Raw genomic sequence first — 20,752 nt, forward strand, 5'->3', positions numbered from 1 at the left:
CGCCGTGCGCGCCTGGCGGCAGGATGCCGGCCCCGGGTCCCGCGTTGACGGGACGGGCGTGCAGGGCGTCGGCCGGGTGCGGCGGTGACGTCAGGGCGACATGGATGTCGCCGCCGCTATGGTGATGATGTGTCAGGGGGGCGTCGGAATCCTCCCCGGCCGCTGCGTCCAGGGAATCGGCCGTATCCGGCGCGGAATCGTGATCATGACCATGATCTTCATGAGCGTGATCTTCGGGAGCGTTGGCGTAACTGACGCCCGGGAACTCCAGGGCATGCGACACGCGGTGCTGCGCCTGGCTGACGCCAGCGCCCTGCATCGCGACCACCAGGGTCACGGCAAGGCCGACGCAGACAAGACGAAGCAGGCGGTGCACGGGTCAGACTCCCTCCGGCGCGAACCCTATGCTGATCCCGCCCCCCGGCACAACGCCCGAAACGCCGCAAGCCCCACATCCTCGCTCGATTCGGCTGATGGCGACGCCCAGCGGATATTGTAACGCATTGCCAAGTCGTCGGGATTGGAAGTATCGAGCGCGAGATGACCTGGTCGATGGCGACATGGGCGAAGCTTTTGGTGGCGATGACGCTTGTCTTCGCTGCGTTCTTCTTTGCGCCCGCCGTCGACGCTGCGACCTGCCTGCCGGAGCCGCCCGCAGCTCATGCGGCCGTCGATCACGGCCAGAATGACGGCGACCACAGCGGCAAGTCCGGTGGTCACGGGATCTGCTCCCACGGACACTGCCACCACACCTCCACGGCCCGTCACGGTGCTGTGGACTCCATCGCTCCGTCGTTCGGCGAGCCTCCGCTGCAATCCGGCGGGCAGGACGATTTCGTGGCGTCGTTCAATCCCGACGGCCTGAAGCGACCGCCCAGAGTTTGACCGAAGTCCTGCGCCCGAGCGGGCGCGCCTTCGTGATCAGAAATCTGGAAATGGAACATGTCTCCCACATTTCGCCGGCGACCGCGTCTCGCGGTCGGCTGCGCGCTCGTCGCCCTCACGGCGACCCTGGCCAGTCCCGCTTGGGCTGACCCTGCCCCGACGTATGGCCAGTTGCTCGCGCAGCTGGACCAGACCCCCGCCACGCTGGAAGCGGGCGCCAATTCCGACGCCGCCGAAGCCCGCGTGCGTCAGGCCCGCGTGCGTCCTAACCCTGTGCTCGGGCTCGATCTCGAGAATGCGTTCGGCACAGGCCCATTCTCGGGGATCGACAACGCCGACGCGACGCTGGCGCTGAGCCAGGATCTCGAACTCTGGGGACGTCGCTCGTCGAGGATCGCCGCCGCGCGCGCTGAAGCCGGCGCCGTCGGTCTTCAGCGCGACCTCGCGGTCGTCGATGCAGCGGGACGCCTGGCGCTCGTCTATGCCGAAGCCGAGGTCGCGCAACGTCGCGCGACCCTGGCTGAGGAGACGCTGAGCCTCACCGTTGCGGACGCCCGAGCCGCGCTCGCCCTCGTCGAGGAAGGTCGCGAACCTCTGTTGCGGGGGATCCAGGGAGAGGCCGAAGCCGCCAGCGCACGAGCGGCGCTGGACGAGGCCCAGGCCGAGCGTGACGCGGCCTACGCCCGCCTCACGGCGGTGGCCATGATCCCGGTACCCGTCACCAGCATCGAAGCGAGCCTGCTAGATGCGGCGCCGACGACTGTCGCGTCCGCAGCCAGCGACGCGCCGACCGTTCGTGTCGCCGAAGCGCAACGGACAGCTGCGGAGCGACGGATCGATGTCCAGCGCGCCGAGGCCCGGCCAGACATCAACGCGAGTGTGGGCATTCGCCGCTTCGAGGCGGAGGATGCGACAGCGCTGACCTTCGGTATCAGCATGCCGCTGCCACTGTTCGACCGGAACCGGGGGAACATTGAGGCGGCGCAAGCCGAATTCCGCGCTGCGGACGCCCGGCTGCTCACTGCACGGCAGGAGGCCCAGGCCGACCGCGCCGCCGCCGTGGCCCGGCTCGCCGCGTCCGTCAGCCGTGTCCGCGCCGCCGATGGCGGCGTGACGGCCGCCGAGGAAGCCTACCGCCTATCGCGGATCGGCTTCGAGGCCGGGCGCATCTCCCAGATCGAGCTGCGCGTCACCCGAACCGCCCTCGTCAACGCGCGGTCTGCCGCCGTCGACGCTCGCCTTGCGCGTGTCCGCGCCGAGATCGACCTCGCGCGCCTGGACGGTCGCGCCCCCTTCCAAGGAGCCCAGTGATGCGCAAGCGCACATCCAACAAGACCCTGTTGATTGGCGGCGTCGCCGCCCTGGTCATTCTCGGCGGCGGCGGCCTCTGGCTGGCGACCCGGGGCTCCGATCCGGCGACGCCCGCCGCAGCGGAGGGCGAAGCTGGCCACGCCGAGGGCGAGGCGGGCCACGCGGAAGGTGAGGCTGGTCACGCCGAGGAAGCCGAAGCGCCCGAGGGGCGGGTCGAACTGTCGGCGGCGCAGGTCCAGGCTGCCGGCATCACGGTTGTGAGTGTCGGTTCGGGCGGCGGCGCGGAGACCCGCCTCGCCGGTCGCGTCGAGCCCATGGTCGACTCCCGTGCCGCTGTCGCCGCGGCGGTCGGTGGTCGCGTCGAACGCGTGCTCGTCGCTCCAGGCCAGTCGGTTCGAGTCGGACAGCCGCTCGTCAGCCTCGTTAGCGGGGAGGCGGCCACATTCCGGGCCGACGCCGACGCCGCCGGCGCCTCGGCGGAAGCCGCGCGTCAGGCCTATGAGCGCAACCGCAATCTGTCGGAACAGGGCATCGTCGCCCGACAGGAGGTCGAGGCGTCCCGCGCCCAGTATCTGAGTGCGGAAGCCGCAACGCGTGCGGCGCGGGCCCGCTCCGCAGCCGCCGGCTCGCCCAACGCCTCGGGACGGCTCAGCGTGGTCAGCCCGATTTCAGGCGTGGTCGGCAACGTCCAGGTCGGACCGGGCGGCTTCGTCGCCCAGGGCGGCGTGGTCGCCGAGGTGTCCAATCCGGCCCGCGTCGAGATGGTGTTCAACGCACCGCCGGCCCTGGCCGCCAACGTCCGTCCTGGCGCGGCGATGCGGGTGACCGGGCCGTCCGGCGAGTTCGACGCCGTCGTCACCGGGGTCGCCGCGGACGCGGGTCTGAACGAGAGCGGAGCGACGGTCATCCGCGCGCGGCCAACCTCCGGGACCCTGCCGCCGGCGGGCTCTGCCGTGTCCGGCTCGGTCGTCACCGGTCAAGCGACCGCAGGCGGCATGACCGTGCCGTCCGAGGCGGTCCAGACCGTCGACGGAAACACTGTCGTCTTCGTCCAGGTCGAGGGCGGCTTCCAGGCCACCCAAGTGCTCGCCGGCCGTCAGGCCGCCGGGCGCACCGAGATCCTTCGCGGCCTCACGGGCTCGGAGCGTATCGCCTCCACCAACGCCTTCCTGCTCAAGGCCGAACTGGCCAAGGGCGAGGCCGAGCACGGTCACTAAGGGGGCGATCGCATGTTCAAATTCATCATCGAGGCCTCGGTCAAGTTCCGATGGTTCGTGGTTCTCGCCACGGCCCTCGTCTCGGCCTGGGGTCTGTTCCAGCTGACCAAGCTGCCCATCGACGCCGTGCCGGACATCACCAACCGGCAAGTCCAGATCAACACCATCGCCCCGGCGCTCGCGCCGGAGCAGATGGAACGACAGGTCACCTATCCACTCGAAACCGCCATGGCCGGCATTCCCGGCCTCCAGAGCACCCGCTCCCTGAGCCGCAACGGCTTCAGCCAGGTCACGGTCATCTTCACCGACCAGACCGACATCTACTTCGCCCGCCAGCAGGTGGCCGAACGGATGGCCCAGGCCCGGGAGAACCTGCCCGAAGGCGTCGAGCCGGGCCTGGCTCCGATCACCACGGGCCTCGGCGAAGTGCTGATGTGGACGGTCGACTACAAGCCGTTCAACTCCCAGAACCTCGCCAAACCGGGTGAGCCCGGCTGGCAGGCCGGCGGCTCCTATCTGACCCCGGAAGGGGAGCTTCTGACCACGCCGCAGGCGCGGGCGACCTATCTCCGCACCGTTCAGGACTGGATCATCGCCCCGCGCATGCGCACGGCGGCCGGTCTGGCCGGCGTGGACGTCAACGGCGGCTATGTGAAGGAGTTCGCGGTCCGTCCCGACGCGGCCCGTCTGGCCAGCTACGGCCTCGGTCTCAGCGACCTGATCCAGGCGCTGGAGAACGCCAACACCCAGGCGGGCGCAGGCTATGTCCAGCGCTCGGGTGAAGCCCTGACCGTCCGCACCGACGCCCTGGCCCAGACCATTCCGGATCTCGCCCAGGCACCTGTCGTCAACCGCAACGGTCTCGTCGTCCGCGTCGCCGACGTCGCCACCGTCGAGGTAGGCCAGGCGCCGCGTCTCGGCGGCGCGAGCCGCGATGGTCACGAAGCGGTCATCGGCACCGCCCTGATGCTGGCGGGCGGCAACAGCCGTACCGTCGCCCAGGCTGCGGCCGAGCGGCTCGAGGAGGTGGGCGCCAGCCTGCCGCCGAGCATCGTCGCCGAGCCAGTCCTGAACCGCAGCGCCCTGGTCAACAAGACCATCGCGACCGTGGCCAAGAACCTGACCGAAGGCGCGCTGCTGGTCATCGTGGTGCTGTTCCTGCTGCTCGGAAACATCCGCGCGGCGACCATCACCGCCCTGATGATCCCGGTCAGCTTCCTGTTCGCCATCATCGGCATGAACCGGTTCGGGATCAGCGGAAACCTGATGAGCCTGGGCGCGCTGGACTTCGGCCTTCTGGTCGACGGCGCAGTCATCGTCGTCGAGAGCACCCTCTTGATGCTGTCGCAGAAGCGGATTGAGGTCGGCCGAGCGCTCACGCGCCACGAGCGGCTCGGCGTGGCGATTGCCGCGGCAAGGAAGATGGTCAAGCCGGCGGCCTTCGGTCAGCTGATCATCCTGCTCGTCTTCACCCCGCTGCTGATGCTCGAGGGGGTCGAGGGCAAGACCTTCATCCCGATGGGGGCAACGGTCATGCTGGCGCTCGTCGGCGCCTTCATCTTCTCGTTCACCTTCGTGCCGGCGATGACGGCGCTTCTGGTCCGCGAGCCGAAGAAGATCGACGTGGACGAGCACGGTCACGCGCACGAGCACGAGACCTTCATCATCCGTTGGGTCCGTCGTTGGGCCGAACCGGCGATCCGGGCGGCCGTCAGCCGCCCCAAGATCGTCCTGATCGCGGCGCTGGGCGCGCTTGCGGTGGGCGGCGTGGCTTTCACCACCCTCGGCCGGGAGTTCATCCCGACGCTGGACGAGGGCGACATCGCCATGCAGGCGCTGCGCGTTCCGTCGGCCTCGCTCGAACAGTCCCTCGCCATGCAGATGGCGATCGAGCGGGCCATCGCGGCCCAGCCGGAAGTGAAGACGATCTTCGCCCGGACCGGCACCGCCGAGGCGGCCGTTGACCCTATGCCGCCGAACATCTCCGACGCGGTCATCATCCTGAAGGACCGCAAGGAATGGCCGGATCCGCGGTTGGAGAAGGAGGAGCTGATCGCGCGGTTCGAGGAACTGGCCTCGGCCCAACTCGGCAACAGCTTCGAGTTCAGCCAGCCGATCGAACTCCGGTTCAACGAACTTATCTCGGGCGTGCGGACCGACCTGGCGGTCATGGTCTATGGCGATGACTTCACCCAGTTGCAGGCCTCGGCCGACCAAGTGGCGAATGTCCTGCGAAGCACCCCGGGATCGGCAGACGTGCGGGTCGAACAGGCCTCCGGCCTGCCGACCCTGACGGTCAGCGTCGATCGTTTCGCGGCGGCCAACTACGGCCTGTCCGCAGCGGAGGTCTCCAACGCCGTCTCCGCGGCCATCGGCGGCGCCGAGGCGGGGCAAATTTTCGAAGGCGACCGTCGCTTTGACGTGGTGGTTCGTCTGGCGGATGAGGCCCGCAACGACCCGGCGGCGCTCGCTGCGCTTCCGATCACGACGACGACCGGCGTTACGGTGCCCCTGTCCTCGGTCGCCCGCATCCAGATCGCGGAAGGCCAGAACCAGATCAGCCGTAACGACGGTAGCCGGCGCATGGTGGTCCAGGCCAATGTGCGCGGGCGCGATCTGGGCGGCTTCGTCACGGACGCCCAGGCGCGCGTGCAGGAACAGGTTCAACTCCCGGCGGGCTACTCCCTGACCTGGGGCGGCCAGTTCGAGAACCTGAAGCGGGCCGAGCAGCGGCTGGGTCTGGTTATTCCGGTCGTCTTCATCCTGATCGGCATCCTGCTGTTCATGGCCCTTGGCTCCTTCGCGGAGGCTGGTCTGGTCTTCGCTTGCGTGCCCTTGGCCCTAGTCGGCGGGGCACTGGCCTTGCTGTTGAGGGGCATGCCCTTCTCGGTGTCCGCAGCAGTCGGCTTCATCGCCGTCTCCGGCGTGGCGACGTTGAACGGCTTGGTCCTGATGCAGGCGATTCGCGAACGGCTCCAGGCCGGGGCGGAACCCATGGTCGCGGCCATTGAAGGGGCCTCCAGCCGTCTGCGGGCGGTCCTGACCACGGCCCTGGTAGCGATCGTCGGTTTCATTCCGATGGCGATCGCCCACGGAGCCGGCGCCGAGGTGCAGAAGCCTCTGGCGACCGTGGTCATCGGCGGCCTGCTGACGGCCACGGCCCTCACCCTCCTGGTCCTCCCCACCTTCGCGGCCAAGGCTGTGAAGCACCGCGCCGCGGAAGGACTGGAGGAATGAGCGGGGCCCACGACACGGAGCAGGTCCAGCGCCGCATCCTGCTGGTGGTGCTGGCCCTTAACGCTCTGCTGTTCGTGGGCCTCGGAGTCGGCGGCCTCGCCGCCGACTCCAGCGCTCTGCTGGCCAACGCCGTAGACAACGGGTCGGACGCGGCCGTCTATCTGATCAGCTTCCTCGCCCTAGGCCGGGCGCTGATTTGGAAGACCCGTGCCGCCCAGGCTTCCGGCGTGATGCTGCTGATCTTCTCGGTGCTGGTTCTGCTCGACGCCCTGCGTCGGTCACTGACCGGGACCGAGCCGGTCGGTCCCACGATGATGGTCCTCGCCGTCGTGGCGGCGGTCATCAACCTGATATGTCTTCTGCTCATTCGTCGCCAGCACAGCGGCGACGTCAACATGAAGGCCGCCGAGACCTTCAGCCTGAACGACTTCGCCTCCAACGGCGGCATCCTTGTCGCCGGAGGTCTCGTGATGTGGCTGAACCAGTCATGGCCCGACCTGCTGGTCGGCGTGCTGGTGGCCGCCATCGCCGCCAAGGGCGGCATCGATATTCTCCGCGACGCCCGCACGGCGAGCCGCGAGCCCGAGGATCCAATCCCATGAGCCCGACCCTGATCGACATCGCTGCCGTGCAGCGGTGGCGGAAGCTCTTCATCGCCGCCGCGCTGTTCGCCCTTCTGACTTGGACCGCGCTGGTGAAGGCCCAGCCGGCGCTCGAACACCCCGTCGAACATCTGGGTCTGATCGCGATCATGGCGTGCGTGATCGGTCGGGCCTGGTGTTCCCTCTATATCGGCGGCCGCAAGAAGCAGGAGATCGTGTCGAGCGGTCCCTACTCGCTGTGCCGCAATCCGCTCTACGTCTTCAGCTTCGTCGGCGCCTTCGGCGTGGGGGCGCAGACCGGAAGCCTCAGCGTCGGCGTGACCTTCGCCGTGGCGTGCTGGGCCGTCTTCCGCATCGTCGCCGCCCGAGAGGAGACGTTCCTCAAGACCGCCTTCGGCGATGAATATCGGGCCTATTGCGCGCGGACGCCCCGGTTCATGCCGGACCTGCGGCTCTGGCGCGACGAGACCGAACTGGCCGTTCGCCCGGCCTTCTTCCTCAGGACGGTCCGGGACGGCTTGGTCTTCCTGCTGGCGCTGCCGGTGTTCGAGGGCCTGGAGCACCTCCAGAATCTCGGGTGGCTCGACGCCATGATCTCGCTGCCTTGATCGGAAGGGGCGGCGATGAACCGGAAACGATGGGTCACTCTCCTAAGCGCCGTCCTCGCCTTGGGCGCCTTCGCCGCAGGGGCAGCGGCCCAGCGCGCCGGTCTTCTCCTGCCCGATCGCTCGTCCTTCACCCGTGACGCCTCCTGAGGAGCCCGATCATGTCCAAGACGCTTCGTCTCAACATCCCTGTTCTGCTTCCCGACGCCCCCGACAGCCAGGATGGTTGTGTGGGACGGCTGATCGCTCTCGTCCGAGCCGAACCCGGCATCTTGGAGGCGCACCTCGTCGAAGGCGCCGAAGGCGCGGAGCTGTGCATCCACTATGATCCGGACCAGCTGTCGCTCGCCCAGGTCCGCCGGCGCGCCCGGCAAGCCGGGGCGGAGGTCAGCGAGCACTTCGGCCATCTCTCGGGACGGGTGGACGGTGTTCGGCATGCGCGACACGCCCGCACGCTCGCGGCCGCGCTCGCCGACGAACCCGGAGTGATCGAAGCCGCCCTGGATGCCGCCGGCGCGATCCGCCTCGAATTCGATCTCGAGAAGACCAACCGGGACGCGCTGATCGCCCGGCTCGCCTCGCACGGGCTGAGCCTCCAGGGCGAGGCCGGGAGCGTCGCACTCCCGGATGGGGAAGGGGAGGCGAAACCTCCGATCGCCGCCTCGACCCGTGATCCGGACCACGGTCACGATCACAGTCATAGCCCGGACGACGGACACGATCACGGCCACGCCGAAGGCGACGGTCACGGCCACGGCCACGGTGGTTTTCTCGGGCCGAATACGGAGCTGATCTTCGCCCTCGGGAGCGGCGTGACTCTCGGGCTAGGCTGGATCATCGAGACCTTCATCCCCGCCTTGCCCGAATGGCTACCGTTCGGCCTTTTCCTCGTCGCCTACGCCCTCGGGGGCTGGTTCACGGTCGGGGAGGCGATCGGCAACCTGCGGCGCAAGCGGTTCGAGATCGACACCCTGATGCTCGTGGCGGCGGCGGGCGCGGCGGCACTCGGCGCCTGGGCGGAAGGCGCGCTGCTTCTCTTCCTGTTCAGCCTCGGTCACGCGCTCGAACACTACGCCATGGGCCGCGCCAAGAAGGCGATCGAGGCGCTGGCGGCGCTCGCTCCACGCACCGCCCATGTGCGGCGAGGCGACGAGGTCGTCGAGATTCCCGTCGAGCAGCTGGAGGTCGGCGACGTCGTTGTGGTCCGGCCCAACGAGCGGCTGCCGGCCGACGGCTTCGTCGTGAAGGGAACCACAAGCGTCAACCAGGCCCCCGTCACCGGCGAAAGCATTCCCGTCGACAAACAGCCTGTCGAGAGCCCCGAGGCGGCGCGGGCGAGGCCGTCGGCGGTGTCGTCGGCCTCGGTCGTCTTCGCGGGCACGATCAACGGCGGCGGCGCCATCGAGATCGAGGCGACCCGACGCTCCAATGACACCACCCTCGCCAAGGTGGTGCGGATGGTCAGCGAGGCCGAGACCCAGAAGTCGCCGACGCAGCGCTTCACCGATCGGTTCGAGCGGGTCTTCGTGCCGCTGGTTCTCGGCCTGGCCTTCGTCCTGTTGTTCGCCTGGGTCGTCGTAGACGAGCCGTTCCGCGACAGCTTCTATCGGGCGATGGCCGTCCTGGTGGCCGCGAGCCCGTGCGCCCTGGCCATTGCCACGCCCAGCGCGGTTCTGTCCGGGGTGGCGCGCGCGGCTCGGGCCGGCGTTCTGGTCAAGGGCGGCGCGCCGCTCGAGAATCTCGGCGCGCTCGACGCGATCGCCTTCGACAAGACCGGCACCCTGACCGAAGGTCGGCCGCGGATCACTGACGTGGTTCCGTTCGGACAGACCTCTGAAAGCGAGCTCCTGGAGATCGCGGTCGCCGTCGAACGGCTCAGCGACCATCCCCTAGCCGAGGCGATCGTCCGGGATGGCAGCCAGCGCCTCGTCGCAGCGCCGGTGCGCACCGCCTCCGATCTGCGCAGTCTGACCGGCAAGGGCGTCACCGCGCGTCTCGATGATCAGGACATCTGGATCGGCAAGCCCGAGATGTTCGGCGAAGACGCAATCGCGCCGCTGGGGCCCGATGCGGAGATCGCCGTCGCGGCGCTGCGCGATCAAGGACGAACCTTGATGGTGATCCGGCGCGGGACGCGGGACCTCGGCGTGATCGGCCTGCTGGATACTCCGAGGGCGAAGGCCCGCGAAACGCTGACGGCGCTGCGAGCGCTGGGCATCCGCCGGATGATCATGATCTCGGGCGATCACCAGAAGGCCGCCCAGGCCGTCGCCGGACAGGTCGGTCTGACCGAGGCCTGGGGCGATCTGATGCCCGAGGACAAGGTTGACGCGATCAAGAAACTGCGGGGCGAAACCAGGGTCGCCATGGTCGGGGACGGGGTCAACGATGCGCCGGCCATGGCCACGGCCACCGTCGGGATCGCCATGGGTGCGGCCGGGTCGGACGTGGCCCTGGAGACGGCCGACGTCGCCTTGATGGCGGACGACCTCTCCAAGCTTCCCTTCACCATCGGGCTCAGCCGCCAGACCCGCCGCATCATCCGCCAGAACCTGTTCGTGAGCCTGGGCGTCGTCGCCTTCCTCGTGCCGGCGACGATCTTCGGACTCGGCATCGGACCGGCGGTCGCCCTGCACGAGGGCTCGACCCTGCTGGTCGTCTTCAACGCGCTGCGTCTGCTGGCTTGGCGCGATCCCCGCGGCGCCGACTGAAGCGCCCTGAACCGAAAGGAAATCCCATGAAACGTCTTGGATGGGTCGGCGTCATCGCCGGCTTCCTGCTGGTCTCGGCCTTCGCCTTCGGTGTGCTCTCCCGCCAGGGTCGGCCGACCTCGGAAGCCGTCGCGGTGGATGCGCGGCCGATCGATCAGCACGCGGGCCACACGGATGCCCCCGCGGACAGTCCCTCGACCCGCTCGTTCAAGGAGGCGAACGAGCGAATGCACGCCGCCATGAACATCGACTACAGCGGCGACGCCGATGTCGATTTCATGCGCGGGATGATCGCCCACCACGAGGGCGCGGTCGCCATGGCCCGGATCGCGCTGGATCAAGGCAGCGACCCTGAGGTGAGGGGACTGGCGCAGGAGATCGTTCGCACCCAGGAGGCGGAGATTGTCCGCATGCGGGTGTGGCTCGCCAACAGGGCGGCACAGCCGGCCGGTTCCGCAGGTTGAGCGATGGGGGGGAAGCGATCGCCCATTCGAAGCGTGGCACCGCGTTGGCGCCCGGGCCGGTACAAGCCGCGTATGCGCTCAAACCGGCGGAAGGAAGAGCCGTTCCGACCCGTCAGGGACAGCCTGATCGCCCTGGGTGCGAGCCTCGTCGCGGCCCTCATCGTCTTCTGCCTCGCCGTGCCCGTCGCAGCGGTCTATCGTATCCCGGTCTTCCTCTCCTTCGGGGGCATCATGCTGTTCCTTACAGCCGCGACCTACCGGCTCGGGAGAAAAGGGCAGGCTGGCCGGGTCATGGCCGGGATTATGGCGGGGGTTTGCGTGCTGGTGAGCGGCGTCCTCTTTCTGGCCCGTGATCAACTGAACTTCAGCACTCACAACCACTCGCATCCGGCCGCTTCGGCGAGCGCGGCGGAGCGGTGACGGGCGCAGGGGGAGGGGAGCCGCCACGACCGGCGCGGATCTATGGCAAGGGTTTCGCGGCTAGGCTCAGGACCCACTGATGTGATGCGCGCGATCTGATTCAGGCTCCTGATGAGTGACCTGTATTGGCTGACGGACGAGCAGATGGCTCGGCTGGAGCCCTTCTTCCCCAAGAGCCACGGAAAGCCCGGGGTTGATGATTGGCGGGTGTTGAGCGGGCTGATTTTCGTTAATCGCAACGGGTTGCGCTGGCGGGATGCGCCGGTGGTCTATGGACCCCACAAGACGCTGTACAATCCCTGGAAGTGGTGGAGCGAGGCTGGCGTCTTCGTTCTGATTATGGAGGGCTTGTCGGGCACCCAGACCGAGCGCCGCACCGTGATGATCGACGCGACCTATCTGAAGGCGCACCGCACGGCTTCGAGGCTCGCGGTAAAAAGGGCGGCTCGGGCGGTTCATCGGACGCACCAAAGGCTGCATGAACACCAAGCTTCACGCCATCATCGTTGCTAACGAACGCCCGATCGGCCTGTTCATGGCGGCGGGCCAGGTCAGCGACTACACCGGCGCTGCGGCCCTGCTGGACAGCCCGCCCAAGGCGCAGTGGCTGCTGGGCGAGCGGGGCTATGATGTGGACTGGTTCAGGGACGCCTTGCAGGCCAAGGGCATCAGGCCCTGCATCCCCGGTCGGAAATCCAGGACTGAGCCCGTCCGATACGACAAGCGCCGCTACAAAAGCCGCAACCAAATTGAGATCATGTTCGGGCGGCTCAAAGACTGACGTCGTGTCGCCACCCGCTACGATCGATGCCCGAGCGTCTTCCTGTCCGCCATCGCGCTCGCCGCTACCGTGCTCTTCTGGCTGTGAGTCCTGATCTCAGACTTGCACATTCCCTTACACAGCTGTCGTCGTCGTGCTACGAAAGGTATAAACATCAAGTGGTTGATGCTGGTGTGTGTGACTTAAAATCTGTCGGCTTCGGTCTTGCGGGTTCGACCCCCGCCGCTCGCACCATACGCTGACGGCGTCAGCGCTTCTTGCCCAGCTCGGCGGCGATGTCCTTGACCATGCGGCCGGCCTTGCGGTGGGCGGTGATGATCTGGTCGCGCGTCACGCCCCAGCGCTTCATCCAGTATTCGACGGCCTGACGCTCGGAGAGGTCCAGCCGGTCCTTGTCGATGAAGCCGCGCTTGTCCTTCAGTCCGGCCATGATCGACGCTCCCTGAGAGGTGACGACACGCCACCCACGGTCTGCATAACGCATAACTTCATGTTTCGCGCGGCGATCGCGGCTTAACCGCAGGGCGTTTCATGGGCACAAGAGGGGATCATCCCTTTCGCCCGCATGGACTTTCGATGATCAGAGCTCGTCGCGCCCGCATCGTCGCCACCCTGGGACCGGCCAGCCGCGCGCCCGGAACGGTCAAGGCCCTGGCCCAGGCCGGGGTGGATGTTTTTCGCTTGAACTTCAGCCACGGCTCGCATGAGGACCATGCGGCGGCCCTGAAGGCCGTGCGGGGGGCGGAAATGGCGCTGAAGCGCCCGCTGGGCGTGCTGGCCGACCTGCAGGGACCCAAGCTGCGGCTGGGCCGGTTCGCCGAAGTCGAGATCGACGTCAAGCCGGGGCACAGAATGCGGTTCGACCTGGACCCGACGCCTGGCGACGCGACGCGGGTGGAGATGCCGCATCCGGAAATCTTCAAGGCCCTGCGGACCGGCATGCTGCTGCTGCTCGACGACGGGCGGGTGCGGCTGCGGGTGGGCGATCGCACGGACGAATGGGCCGATGTGACGGTGGAAAGCGGCTCCAAGCTGTCGGACCGCAAGGGCGTGGCCGTGCCGGAAGCGGTGGTGCCAGTCTCGGCACTGACGCCCAAGGACCGCGAGGACCTGGCCTTCGCCCTGCGCATCGGCGTCGACTGGGTGGCGCTCAGCTTCGTCCAGAAGGCCGAGGACATGGCCGAGCTGAAACAGCTGGTTAAGGGCCGCGCCGCCTGCCTGGCCAAGATCGAAAAGCCCCAGGCCCTGGCTCAGCTGGACAGCATTCTGGACTATTGCGACGGTGTGATGGTCGCGCGCGGCGACCTGGGCGTCGAGCTGGAGCCCGAAGAGGTGCCGGTGGCCCAGAAGCGGATCATCCGCGCCGCCCGCCAGCGCGGCGTGCCCGTGATCGTGGCAACCCAGATGCTGGAAAGCATGACGGGTGCCCCCGCACCCACCCGCGCCGAAGCCTCGGATGTCGCCAATGCCGCCTATGAGGGGGCCGACGCCCTGATGCTGTCGGCCGAGACGGCCTCGGGTCAGTATCCGCTGGAATCCGTGGCGGTGATGAGCCGCATCATCGAGCGGGTCGAAAGCGACCCCCTGTGGCCCGGCCTGATGGATGCCGAACACGCCGGCATGGATGATTTCGACGCCGACGCCCTGGTCGCGGCGGCGGGCAAGGCGGCCCAGGCCCAGTCGACGGCCTGTATCGTCGTCTTCACCACCCTGGGCGGGACGGCCCGGCGGATGGCGCGCGAGCGGCCGCTGCTGCCCGTCCTGGCCCTGACGCCCAACCCGGATACAGCCAGGCGGCTGGCCCTGGTCTGGGGTCTGGAGACCCGGCTGGGCAAGGAGCCGACCAGTCTGGAAGACGTCACCGAGGATGCGGTCAAGAGCGCCATGACCTACGGTCTGGCCCAAGCGGGCCAAAGGGTGCTGATCCTGGCCGGGACCCCGTTTGGTGCGCCGGGGGCTGCGAATCTGCTGCGACTGGCCCATGCTCCGGCGAAGGGCGGCAAGTCGCGCGCCTGATCCCGCAAGGATCGGCATGATCAAATATATCGGTTCCAAGCGGGCGCTGCTGACCCAGATCGCCTCCGCGATCAGTGGTCGGCTGCCCGACGGCGGACTTGTGTGCGATCTGTTTTCGGGGACGGCGCGGGTTGGACATGCCTTGAAGAAGCAAGGCTTCCGCGTCTGGTCCAATGACGTCAACGCCTATGCCCATGTGCTGGCCACCGCCTATGTGCAGGCGGATCGCGAGCGGTGGGAGACGAAGGCCGAGGCGGTGCTGGCCGATTTGCGGACGGTGACGCCGCAAGCCGGCTGGTTCACCCGCGCTTTCTGCGAGGACGCGCGCTATTTCACGCCCGCGAACGGCGCGCGTATCGACGCCATCCGCGATCGGATCGCAGCCATGGCCCTGGAGCCCGAGCTGGAAGCCATCGCCCTGGTCAGTTTGATGGAGGCCGCGGACCGGGTGGATTCCACGGCAGGCGTCCAGATGGCCTATATGAAGGCTTGGGCCGCGCGCGCCTTGAAGCCGCTGGAACTGCGTATGCCCGATATCTTGCCGGGTGTGGCGGCGGGCCCATGCCGGGCGACGCAAGCCGACGCGGTCGAGCTGGCCCCGGAGGTGGAGGCCGATCTGGTCTATCTGGACCCGCCCTACAACCAGCATTCCTACCTGGGCAATTACCACTGCTGGGAAAGCCTGGTGCTGTGGGACAAGCCGGAAACTTACGGCATCGCCAACAAGCGGATCGACGTGCGCACCCGTAAAAGCGCCTTCAACAGCCGCCCGGGCATCGCGCCTGCGCTGAAGGCTGTGATCGACGGAGTGAAGACCTTCAATCTGATCGTGTCCTTCAACGACGAAGGCTATCTGTCGCGCGATCAGCTGGTCGAGATGCTGTCCGCGCGCGGAGAGGTACAGGTCATCGAGATCCAGCACCCGCGCTACGTCGGGGCCCGCATCGGCATCCATAACCCCAGGGGCGAGAAGGTCGGGACCGTCGGGCGGCTGAGGAATGTCGAATATCTGTTCGTGGTCGGCGATCGGCCTCTGAAACTGGCCGACGCCGCCTGAGTTCCTATGTCGGGAACCGGTGTTAGGCGGTGTCGTTAAAGCGACATGGAACCGTCGCGATACACCTCCTCGATCCAGCCCGCCGATGCCTTCGACGCCATGCGCCGGCGTGAGGCACAGACCTTTGGCCGCCGTCCAGTCGCCAAGGCCGTCGCTCAGCCACAGGCCGATCCCTACGACCGCGCCCAGACCTGGGCCATCGTCGCTCTGGGCGGCATGATCGCCGCGTTGGCGGGCGCGCTGGCCGGTAGCGGTCTGGCGCTCTAGGCGTCCAGCAGCGCCCGGATCGGTGCCCAGCTGCGGCGATGGGCCGGGCAGGGGCCTAACGTCCTGAGCGCCTCGGAATGAATCGGGGCATTGTAGCCCTTGTGACCCGCGAAGCCGTAGCCGGGATACTGCCCGTCCAGATCGATCATCAGCCGATCCCGGGCCGTCTTGGCCAGGATGGAGGCTGCGGCGATGGACAGTGACAGGCTGTCCCCCTTGATCACCGTCTGCACATCGCAGGGCAATTTGAAGCGATAGTTGCCATCCACCAGCGCCGCCACGGGCTGCACTGACAACGCCTCTATGGCCCGGCACATGGCTAGGCTGGTCGCGTTTAGGATGTTCAGTTCCGCGATCTCCTCCACCGAGGCGAATCCGACACCCCAGGCCAAGGCGCGGGCCTTAATCACCGGCTCCATCTCGAACCGGCGCTTTTCGGTCAGGGCCTTGGAATCGTCAATGCCGGGCTGCAGGTCGTCGGGATTCAGGATGACGGCGGCCGCCGATACCGGTCCGGCCCAGGGACCCCGCCCAGCTTCGTCCACACCGCACACAGGTCCACCGACCGTACGCGACAGGTCTGTTTCCAGCGACAGGGAAGGTATATTGCGAATCGCAGTCATGCCCGCGCCATCGCACGAACCTGGGCGTGACGAAAGCAGCTCGTCTGATGATCGTTGACCATGCCCACGGCTTGCATGAAAGCATAAACGATCACCGGGCCGCAGAAGGTAAAGCCCCGCGCCTTCAATGCCTTGGCCATAGCCACGGATTGCGGCGTCTGGGTCGGCCCGTCGCGATAGTCGCGCCAGGCATTCTGGATGGGCTGGCCGTCCACGAAGGACCACAGCCAGGCGGAGAAATCCTCGCCCTCGTCGCGCATCTTCAGCCAGATCTGCGCCCCCTTGATCGCGCTGTTGATCTTGGCGCGCGAGCGGATGATGCGCGGGTCGCCCAGCAGGCGCTGGATGTCGGCCTCGCCATAACCGGCCACGATCTCCGGATCGAAGCCGTCGAAGGCGTCGCGGATGCCCTCGCGCTTTCGCAGGATGGTGATCCAGGCCAGACCCGCCTGAAACCCGTCCAGCACCAGCTTTTCCCACAGGGCGCGGGCGTCATACTCCGGCACGCCCCATTCGGTGTCGTGATAAGCGACATACAGCGGATCGGTGCCGCACCAGCCGCAGCGGCCATCGGATTCGGTCATGGCGACAGGATGCCCGCGCCGTTCGGGCCTGGGAATGGCCGATTGATGCCGGGCAGGGGGTGACGGGGGCAGAATCCCTCTTTAGCGTCCCGGCCCATGCGCAAACATCTTCTCGCCTCCGCCCTGTTTCTCGCCGCCCAGGCCCCCTTCACCGCCGCCTTGGCCCAGAGCGCCGATCCGGCCGTTCTGACGCCCGAGCGTGTGTTCGCCAATCCGTCGCTGGCCGGGCCGGTGGCGCGGGGCGTGTCCCTGTCGCCCGACGGCGAACTGGTCGCCTTCCTGCGCTCGCGCGAGGACGATGTGGATGTGCTGGACCTGTGGGCGGCACCGACAGGCGAGGGCGAGCCGTTCAAGCTGATCGATGCGCGGGCCCTGGTGCCCGACGCCGGCGAACTGTCCGAGGCCGAGAAGGCGCGGCGCGAGCGGATGCGCATCAGCCAGCGCGGCGTGGTGGAATATTCCTGGGACGAACAGGGGCGCTACATCCTGGCCCCGCTGGAAGGCGACGTCTTCCTGGCCGAGCGGGCCGGGGGTGCCGTCCGCCGCCTGACCGAAACCGAGGCGGACGAGATCGACGCCAAGGTCTCGCCAAAGGGCAATTTCGTCTCCTGGGTCCGGGATCAGGATCTGGTCGTCTATGACCTGGCGGCGGGGACCGAGGCACCCGTCACGACCGACGGCGATGGCCTGATCACCTGGGCCACCGCCGAGTTCATCGCCCAGGAGGAGATGGACCGCGACACCGGCTACTGGTGGAGCCCGGACGAACGCTACATCGCCCTGCAACGCACCGACGAGTCGACCGTCGACATCGTGCCCCGGCTGGACATCACCGGCGGCGGGGCCAGCGTGGTCGAGCAGCGCTATCCCCGCGCCGGACGCCCCAACGCCGTGGTCGAACTCTATGTTCAGGACCGCCAAAGCGGCCAGCGCATCAAGGTCGATCTGGGCGAGAACACCGACATCTATCTGGCGCGCGTCAACTGGTCGGCGGACGGCCAGACTCTTTACGTCCAGCGGCAGTCGCGCGATCAGAAGCGGCTGGACCTGCTCAGCGTCGATCCTGCCACGGGGGCCTCACGCGTGATCGTGACCCAGCGCTCCGACGCCTGGGTGCCCCTGACCAACGACTTCCGTGCACTGGAAGACGGCACCTTCATCTGGTCGTCGGAAGAGACCGGCTGGCGGCATCTGTATCTCTATAACCGCGAGGGCCGTCGCCTGCGCGCGATCACGCGCGGGGCCTATCCGATCAAGGGGTTGAACGGCGTCAATCAGACGACGGGTGAGGTCTTCTTCACCGCCTCAATGCGCGACGGGCGCGAACTGCCGATCGAACAGCAGATGTTCCGCGCCTCCCTGCGCCGGACGGTGACGCCGGTCGCTGTGACACCCGCAGGCGGCTGGTGGGGTGCCTCGATGAACAGGACCGGTACGGCCTATGTCGGCAACTACACCGACCTGAACACGCCCTCGCAGTCGGGCCTGTACCGCGCCGACGGCACCTTTGTGCGCTGGATCGAGGAGAACCGGCTGGACGAGAGCCACCCCTATTTCCCCTATGTCTCCCGCCGCGGCCAGGTCACCTTCGGCGAGCTGGAAAGCCACGGCGAGACCCTGGTCTGGCAGATGACCACACCGCCGGGCTTCGATCCGACCAAGACCTATCCGGTCGTGATGCAGGTCTATGGCGGGCCGTCGGGCGGGGGTGTCCGTCGCGGCTGGCAGTCGGCGACCAACCAACTGCTGACCGAGGCGGGCTATATCGTCTTCCGCCTGGACAACCGGGGCGAGGGCGACCGCTCAACGGCCTTCAAGCAGGCGCTCTATCTCAAGATGGGTCAGCCGGAGATCGAGGATCAGATTCTGGGAGCCAACTATCTCAGATCGCTGCCTTTCGTTGACGACGAACGCATCGCCATGATGGGCTGGTCCTACGGCGGCTTCATGAGCCTGATGGCCATCACCGAGCCGCGCATGGGTCTGGCCGCGGCTGCGTCAGGTGCTCCGCCGACGGAGTGGAGCCTGTACGATACCCACTACACCGAACGCTATATGTCGACGCCCCAGGCCAATGCCGAAGGCTATGCCGCTTCCGACGTCATCCCGCGCCTGCCGAACATGACGGGGCGGCTACTGCTGATGCACGGCATGGCCGACGACAATGTCATCCTTGAAAACTCCACGCGGGTGATCGACGCGCTGCAATCGCGCAGCATGCCGTTCGAACTGATGCTCTATCCCGGCCAGCGCCACGGCGTCCGGGGCAATGAAAGGCAACTGCAGCAATGGCGGACCTATCTCGACTTCTTCGACCGGACCATCGGCGGACGGTCTCCCTCTTTGGACTAGCCGTTTTTGCAACGACGCTTTCGACCTGCTTCTGGTCCAGCCCGTCGCAGGCTCAGCACCGGCCGATCGCTGTCGCAGCGGACTGCGATCGCGGCGTTGCAAATTGTTGGCGGGATTTGCCTTTAGCAGAGCAGGCTGCGTGGTGGGGCTGTGCGCTAGGTCCGTTAGCTCCGCGAAACGTTTCCAACCCAACGCGATTTGGCACCTTCAACTGTATTGAAGATCGCCTGAGAGGGTTGAACAGCGTCTTGGTTTGGGCAGATGGACCTCGGTTCGTAGACTGGTCGGACGTGGAAACGGTGGCGGGTATGCCGATTTTCCTCAAAGACAACATCGAGACCGCCGACATGCCGACAACTGCGGGGTCTCTGGCTCTGGAGCGCAATGCGCCCGGCCGCGACGCGCCAATCACCGCTCGTCTCCGCGCCGCCGGTGCCGTTATCCTCGGCAAGACGAACCTGTCCGAGTGGGCCAACATCCGCTCGTCGGAAAGCATCAGCGGCTGGAGCGCCGTGGGCGGTCAGACGCGCAATCCTTATGATCCCGAGCGCACCCCCTGCGGCTCCTCGTCCGGCAGCGCCGTCGCCGTGGCCATCGGCCTGGCACCGGCGGCGATCGGGACGGAGACAGACGGCTCCATCACCTGTCCGGCCTCGGTCAACGGCATCGTGGGCTTCAAGCCGACCGTGGGTCTGGTCAGCCGGACGCACATCGTGCCGATCAGCCATTCGCAGGACACGGCCGGGCCGATGACCACGACGGTCGAGGATGCGGCCATCGTGCTGGGGGTCATCGCCGGGTCCGATCCGCTGGACCCCGCGACGGCCGAGGCCGATGCGCGCAAGGTCGATTACCGCGCCGCCCTGGACGCTGGGTCGCTGAGCGGGGCGCGGATCGGGGTGATGTCTTTCCTCTTGCCCTCCTATTCCGAAGAGACCCGTGCCGCGTTCGAGCGGTCGGTGCAGGCCATGCGCGAGGCTGGGGCGGAGATCGTCGAGATCACCGAGGCCCCGGCCCAGTTTCGTCAGATCGGCGGCTGGGAGCTGACTGTGCTGCTGACCGAGCTGAAGCACGACCTGAACCTGTACTTGGCCTCGACCGATCCGCAGCAGGTGCCGACGCGCACCCTGGCCGACGTCATCGCCTTCAATGCCGCCGAGCCGCGCGAGACCGTGCTGTTCGGCCAGGACCTGTTCGAGCGAGCCGAGGCGACCGGCGGCCTGACCGATCCGGCCTATGTCGAGGCGCGGGCGAAGTCGTTGCAGGCGGCCGGCCCCGACGGCATCGACCGGATGATGGCCGACCACCGCGTCGTCGCCCTGATCGCACCGACCACCTCACGCGCCTGGACCAACGACCCCGAAGACGACGACAACATGCAGGGCTCGGCCAGCCGCCTGGCGGCCGTCGCCGGCTATCCGCACCTGACCGTGCCCATGGGCTTCGACCGGGGCATGCCCGTCGGCCTCAGCTTCATCGGTGGCAAATGGCAGGACGCCCGCATCCTGTCGCTGGGATACGCCTTCGAACAGAAGACGCAGGCGCGGCGGGTGCCGGGAATGGTCTCGCAGGAGGATTGAAGGCCTTGGACAGGCTTGCATAATCCCGCCGCGACAGGTT

18 protein-coding genes and 1 pseudogene are annotated in these 20,752 nt (G+C 67.6%); 16 read left to right on the forward strand and 3 right to left on the reverse strand.

What is annotated here, in order from left to right; all coding sequences use genetic code 11:
• Positions 1–100: 100 nt before the first annotated feature.
• The 11 genes and pseudogenes from ACE3TH_RS11080 (at position 101) to ACE3TH_RS11130 (ending at position 12,320) form a co-directional block, all read left to right on the forward strand.
• Entirely contained in the window at positions 101–499 is a 399-nt protein-coding gene (locus ACE3TH_RS11080; protein ID WP_017504213.1) for a hypothetical protein, read from the forward strand.
• A 41-nt stretch (positions 500–540) separates the two neighbouring features.
• Positions 541–885: a hypothetical protein gene (locus tag ACE3TH_RS11085; RefSeq protein WP_017504212.1), complete on the forward strand. Its 345-nt coding sequence runs from the start codon at positions 541–543 to the stop codon at positions 883–885.
• Between the two features lie 57 nt (positions 886–942).
• Positions 943–2,196 (forward strand): TolC family protein, encoded by a 1,254-nt coding sequence (locus ACE3TH_RS11090; RefSeq protein WP_026108275.1) that lies wholly within the window; start codon positions 943–945, stop codon positions 2,194–2,196.
• Complete coding sequence (locus tag ACE3TH_RS11095) at positions 2,196–3,413, forward strand: efflux RND transporter periplasmic adaptor subunit (RefSeq protein WP_017504210.1); 1,218 nt, start codon at positions 2,196–2,198, stop codon at positions 3,411–3,413. The genes ACE3TH_RS11090 and ACE3TH_RS11095 overlap by 1 nt, the downstream gene beginning before the upstream one ends.
• A 12-nt stretch (positions 3,414–3,425) precedes the next feature.
• The gene (locus ACE3TH_RS11100) at positions 3,426–6,650 is read left to right on the forward strand and encodes an efflux RND transporter permease subunit (protein ID WP_228184539.1); all 3,225 of its coding nucleotides are present in this window, start codon (positions 3,426–3,428) and stop codon (positions 6,648–6,650) included.
• A complete protein-coding gene (locus ACE3TH_RS11105) occupies positions 6,647–7,252 on the forward strand; it encodes a cation transporter (protein ID WP_374599740.1) in 606 nt (201 codons plus the stop codon). Before ACE3TH_RS11100 ends, ACE3TH_RS11105 begins: the two co-directional genes overlap by 4 nt.
• Positions 7,249–7,860 carry an isoprenylcysteine carboxylmethyltransferase family protein gene (locus ACE3TH_RS11110; RefSeq protein WP_017504207.1) on the forward strand — a complete coding sequence of 204 codons (612 nt, stop codon included), beginning with the start codon at positions 7,249–7,251 and terminating at the stop codon, positions 7,858–7,860. The genes ACE3TH_RS11105 and ACE3TH_RS11110 overlap by 4 nt, the downstream gene beginning before the upstream one ends.
• Positions 7,861–8,018: 158 nt before the next feature.
• Complete coding sequence (locus ACE3TH_RS11115; RefSeq protein ID WP_017504206.1) at positions 8,019–10,568, forward strand: heavy metal translocating P-type ATPase; 2,550 nt, start codon at positions 8,019–8,021, stop codon at positions 10,566–10,568.
• 26 nt (positions 10,569–10,594) lie between these two features.
• Positions 10,595–11,032, forward strand: a complete 438-nt coding sequence (locus tag ACE3TH_RS11120) for a DUF305 domain-containing protein (protein WP_017504205.1) — start codon at positions 10,595–10,597, stop codon at positions 11,030–11,032.
• Between the two features lie 72 nt (positions 11,033–11,104).
• Positions 11,105–11,452, forward strand: a complete 348-nt coding sequence (locus ACE3TH_RS11125) for a hypothetical protein (RefSeq protein ID WP_017504204.1) — start codon at positions 11,105–11,107, stop codon at positions 11,450–11,452.
• 111 nt (positions 11,453–11,563) lie between these two features.
• Positions 11,564–12,320: pseudogene (locus ACE3TH_RS11130) on the forward strand (IS5 family transposase).
• A 160-nt stretch (positions 12,321–12,480) separates the two neighbouring features.
• Here ACE3TH_RS11130 and ACE3TH_RS11135 read toward each other — a convergent pair.
• Entirely contained in the window at positions 12,481–12,663 is a 183-nt protein-coding gene (locus tag ACE3TH_RS11135) for a DUF3606 domain-containing protein (RefSeq protein ID WP_374599741.1), read from the reverse strand.
• Between the two features lie 146 nt (positions 12,664–12,809).
• On the opposite strand from ACE3TH_RS11135, the gene pyk reads away from it, so the two are divergent.
• The 3 genes from pyk to ACE3TH_RS11150 are packed head-to-tail and all read left to right on the forward strand — an operon-like array spanning position 12,810 to position 15,573.
• The gene (gene pyk / locus ACE3TH_RS11140; RefSeq protein ID WP_374599742.1) at positions 12,810–14,249 is read left to right on the forward strand and encodes a pyruvate kinase; all 1,440 of its coding nucleotides are present in this window, start codon (positions 12,810–12,812) and stop codon (positions 14,247–14,249) included.
• Between the two features lie 16 nt (positions 14,250–14,265).
• Positions 14,266–15,306 (forward strand): DNA adenine methylase, encoded by a 1,041-nt coding sequence (locus ACE3TH_RS11145; RefSeq protein ID WP_374599743.1) that lies wholly within the window; start codon positions 14,266–14,268, stop codon positions 15,304–15,306.
• A gap of 45 nt (positions 15,307–15,351) precedes the next feature.
• Positions 15,352–15,573, forward strand: coding sequence for a hypothetical protein (locus ACE3TH_RS11150; RefSeq protein WP_374599744.1), 222 nt, complete (start codon positions 15,352–15,354; stop codon positions 15,571–15,573).
• Here the strand turns inward: ACE3TH_RS11150 and ACE3TH_RS11155 are convergent.
• The gene (locus tag ACE3TH_RS11155; protein ID WP_374599745.1) at positions 15,570–16,196 is read right to left on the reverse strand and encodes a ribonuclease HII; all 627 of its coding nucleotides are present in this window, start codon (positions 16,194–16,196) and stop codon (positions 15,570–15,572) included. The two genes, ACE3TH_RS11150 and ACE3TH_RS11155, sit on opposite strands and share 4 nt — an antisense overlap.
• Complete coding sequence (locus ACE3TH_RS11160) at positions 16,193–16,780, reverse strand: DNA-3-methyladenine glycosylase I (RefSeq protein ID WP_374599746.1); 588 nt, start codon at positions 16,778–16,780, stop codon at positions 16,193–16,195. Before ACE3TH_RS11160 ends, ACE3TH_RS11155 begins: the two co-directional genes overlap by 4 nt.
• A 96-nt stretch (positions 16,781–16,876) precedes the next feature.
• On the opposite strand from ACE3TH_RS11160, the gene ACE3TH_RS11165 reads away from it, so the two are divergent.
• Both ACE3TH_RS11165 and ACE3TH_RS11170 read left to right on the forward strand, forming a co-directional pair.
• Entirely contained in the window at positions 16,877–19,132 is a 2,256-nt protein-coding gene (locus ACE3TH_RS11165; protein WP_374599747.1) for a S9 family peptidase, read from the forward strand.
• Positions 19,133–19,380: 248 nt separating this feature from the next.
• Positions 19,381–20,712 carry an amidase gene (locus ACE3TH_RS11170; protein ID WP_374599748.1) on the forward strand — a complete coding sequence of 444 codons (1,332 nt, stop codon included), beginning with the start codon at positions 19,381–19,383 and terminating at the stop codon, positions 20,710–20,712.
• Positions 20,713–20,752 lie beyond the last annotated feature (40 nt).

The organism is Brevundimonas sp. (assembly GCF_041919755.1).
Lineage (GTDB): Bacteria > Pseudomonadota > Alphaproteobacteria > Caulobacterales > Caulobacteraceae > Brevundimonas.

Bases quoted from the DNA above. Each gene is read 5' to 3' on its own strand.
- ACE3TH_RS11120 (WP_017504205.1), top strand. From the start codon at position 10,595: ATGAAACGTCTTGGATGGGTCGGCGTCATCGCCGGCTTCCTGCTGGTC.
- ACE3TH_RS11125 (WP_017504204.1), top strand. From the start codon at position 11,105: ATGCGCTCAAACCGGCGGAAGGAAGAGCCGTTCCGACCCGTCAGGGAC.
- pyk (WP_374599742.1), top strand. From the start codon at position 12,810: ATGATCAGAGCTCGTCGCGCCCGCATCGTCGCCACCCTGGGACCGGCC.
- ACE3TH_RS11100 (WP_228184539.1), top strand. From the start codon at position 3,426: ATGTTCAAATTCATCATCGAGGCCTCGGTCAAGTTCCGATGGTTCGTG.
- ACE3TH_RS11115 (WP_017504206.1), top strand. From the start codon at position 8,019: ATGTCCAAGACGCTTCGTCTCAACATCCCTGTTCTGCTTCCCGACGCC.
- ACE3TH_RS11095 (WP_017504210.1), top strand. From the start codon at position 2,196: ATGCGCAAGCGCACATCCAACAAGACCCTGTTGATTGGCGGCGTCGCC.
- ACE3TH_RS11105 (WP_374599740.1), top strand. From the start codon at position 6,647: ATGAGCGGGGCCCACGACACGGAGCAGGTCCAGCGCCGCATCCTGCTG.
- ACE3TH_RS11085 (WP_017504212.1), top strand. From the start codon at position 541: ATGACCTGGTCGATGGCGACATGGGCGAAGCTTTTGGTGGCGATGACG.
- ACE3TH_RS11165 (WP_374599747.1), top strand. From the start codon at position 16,877: ATGCGCAAACATCTTCTCGCCTCCGCCCTGTTTCTCGCCGCCCAGGCC.
- ACE3TH_RS11080 (WP_017504213.1), top strand. From the start codon at position 101: ATGGATGTCGCCGCCGCTATGGTGATGATGTGTCAGGGGGGCGTCGGA.
- ACE3TH_RS11160 (WP_374599746.1), bottom strand. From the start codon at position 16,780: ATGACCGAATCCGATGGCCGCTGCGGCTGGTGCGGCACCGATCCGCTG.
- ACE3TH_RS11090 (WP_026108275.1), top strand. From the start codon at position 943: ATGTCTCCCACATTTCGCCGGCGACCGCGTCTCGCGGTCGGCTGCGCG.
- ACE3TH_RS11145 (WP_374599743.1), top strand. From the start codon at position 14,266: ATGATCAAATATATCGGTTCCAAGCGGGCGCTGCTGACCCAGATCGCC.
- ACE3TH_RS11135 (WP_374599741.1), bottom strand. From the start codon at position 12,663: ATGGCCGGACTGAAGGACAAGCGCGGCTTCATCGACAAGGACCGGCTG.
- ACE3TH_RS11110 (WP_017504207.1), top strand. From the start codon at position 7,249: ATGAGCCCGACCCTGATCGACATCGCTGCCGTGCAGCGGTGGCGGAAG.
- ACE3TH_RS11155 (WP_374599745.1), bottom strand. From the start codon at position 16,196: ATGACTGCGATTCGCAATATACCTTCCCTGTCGCTGGAAACAGACCTG.
- ACE3TH_RS11150 (WP_374599744.1), top strand. From the start codon at position 15,352: ATGGAACCGTCGCGATACACCTCCTCGATCCAGCCCGCCGATGCCTTC.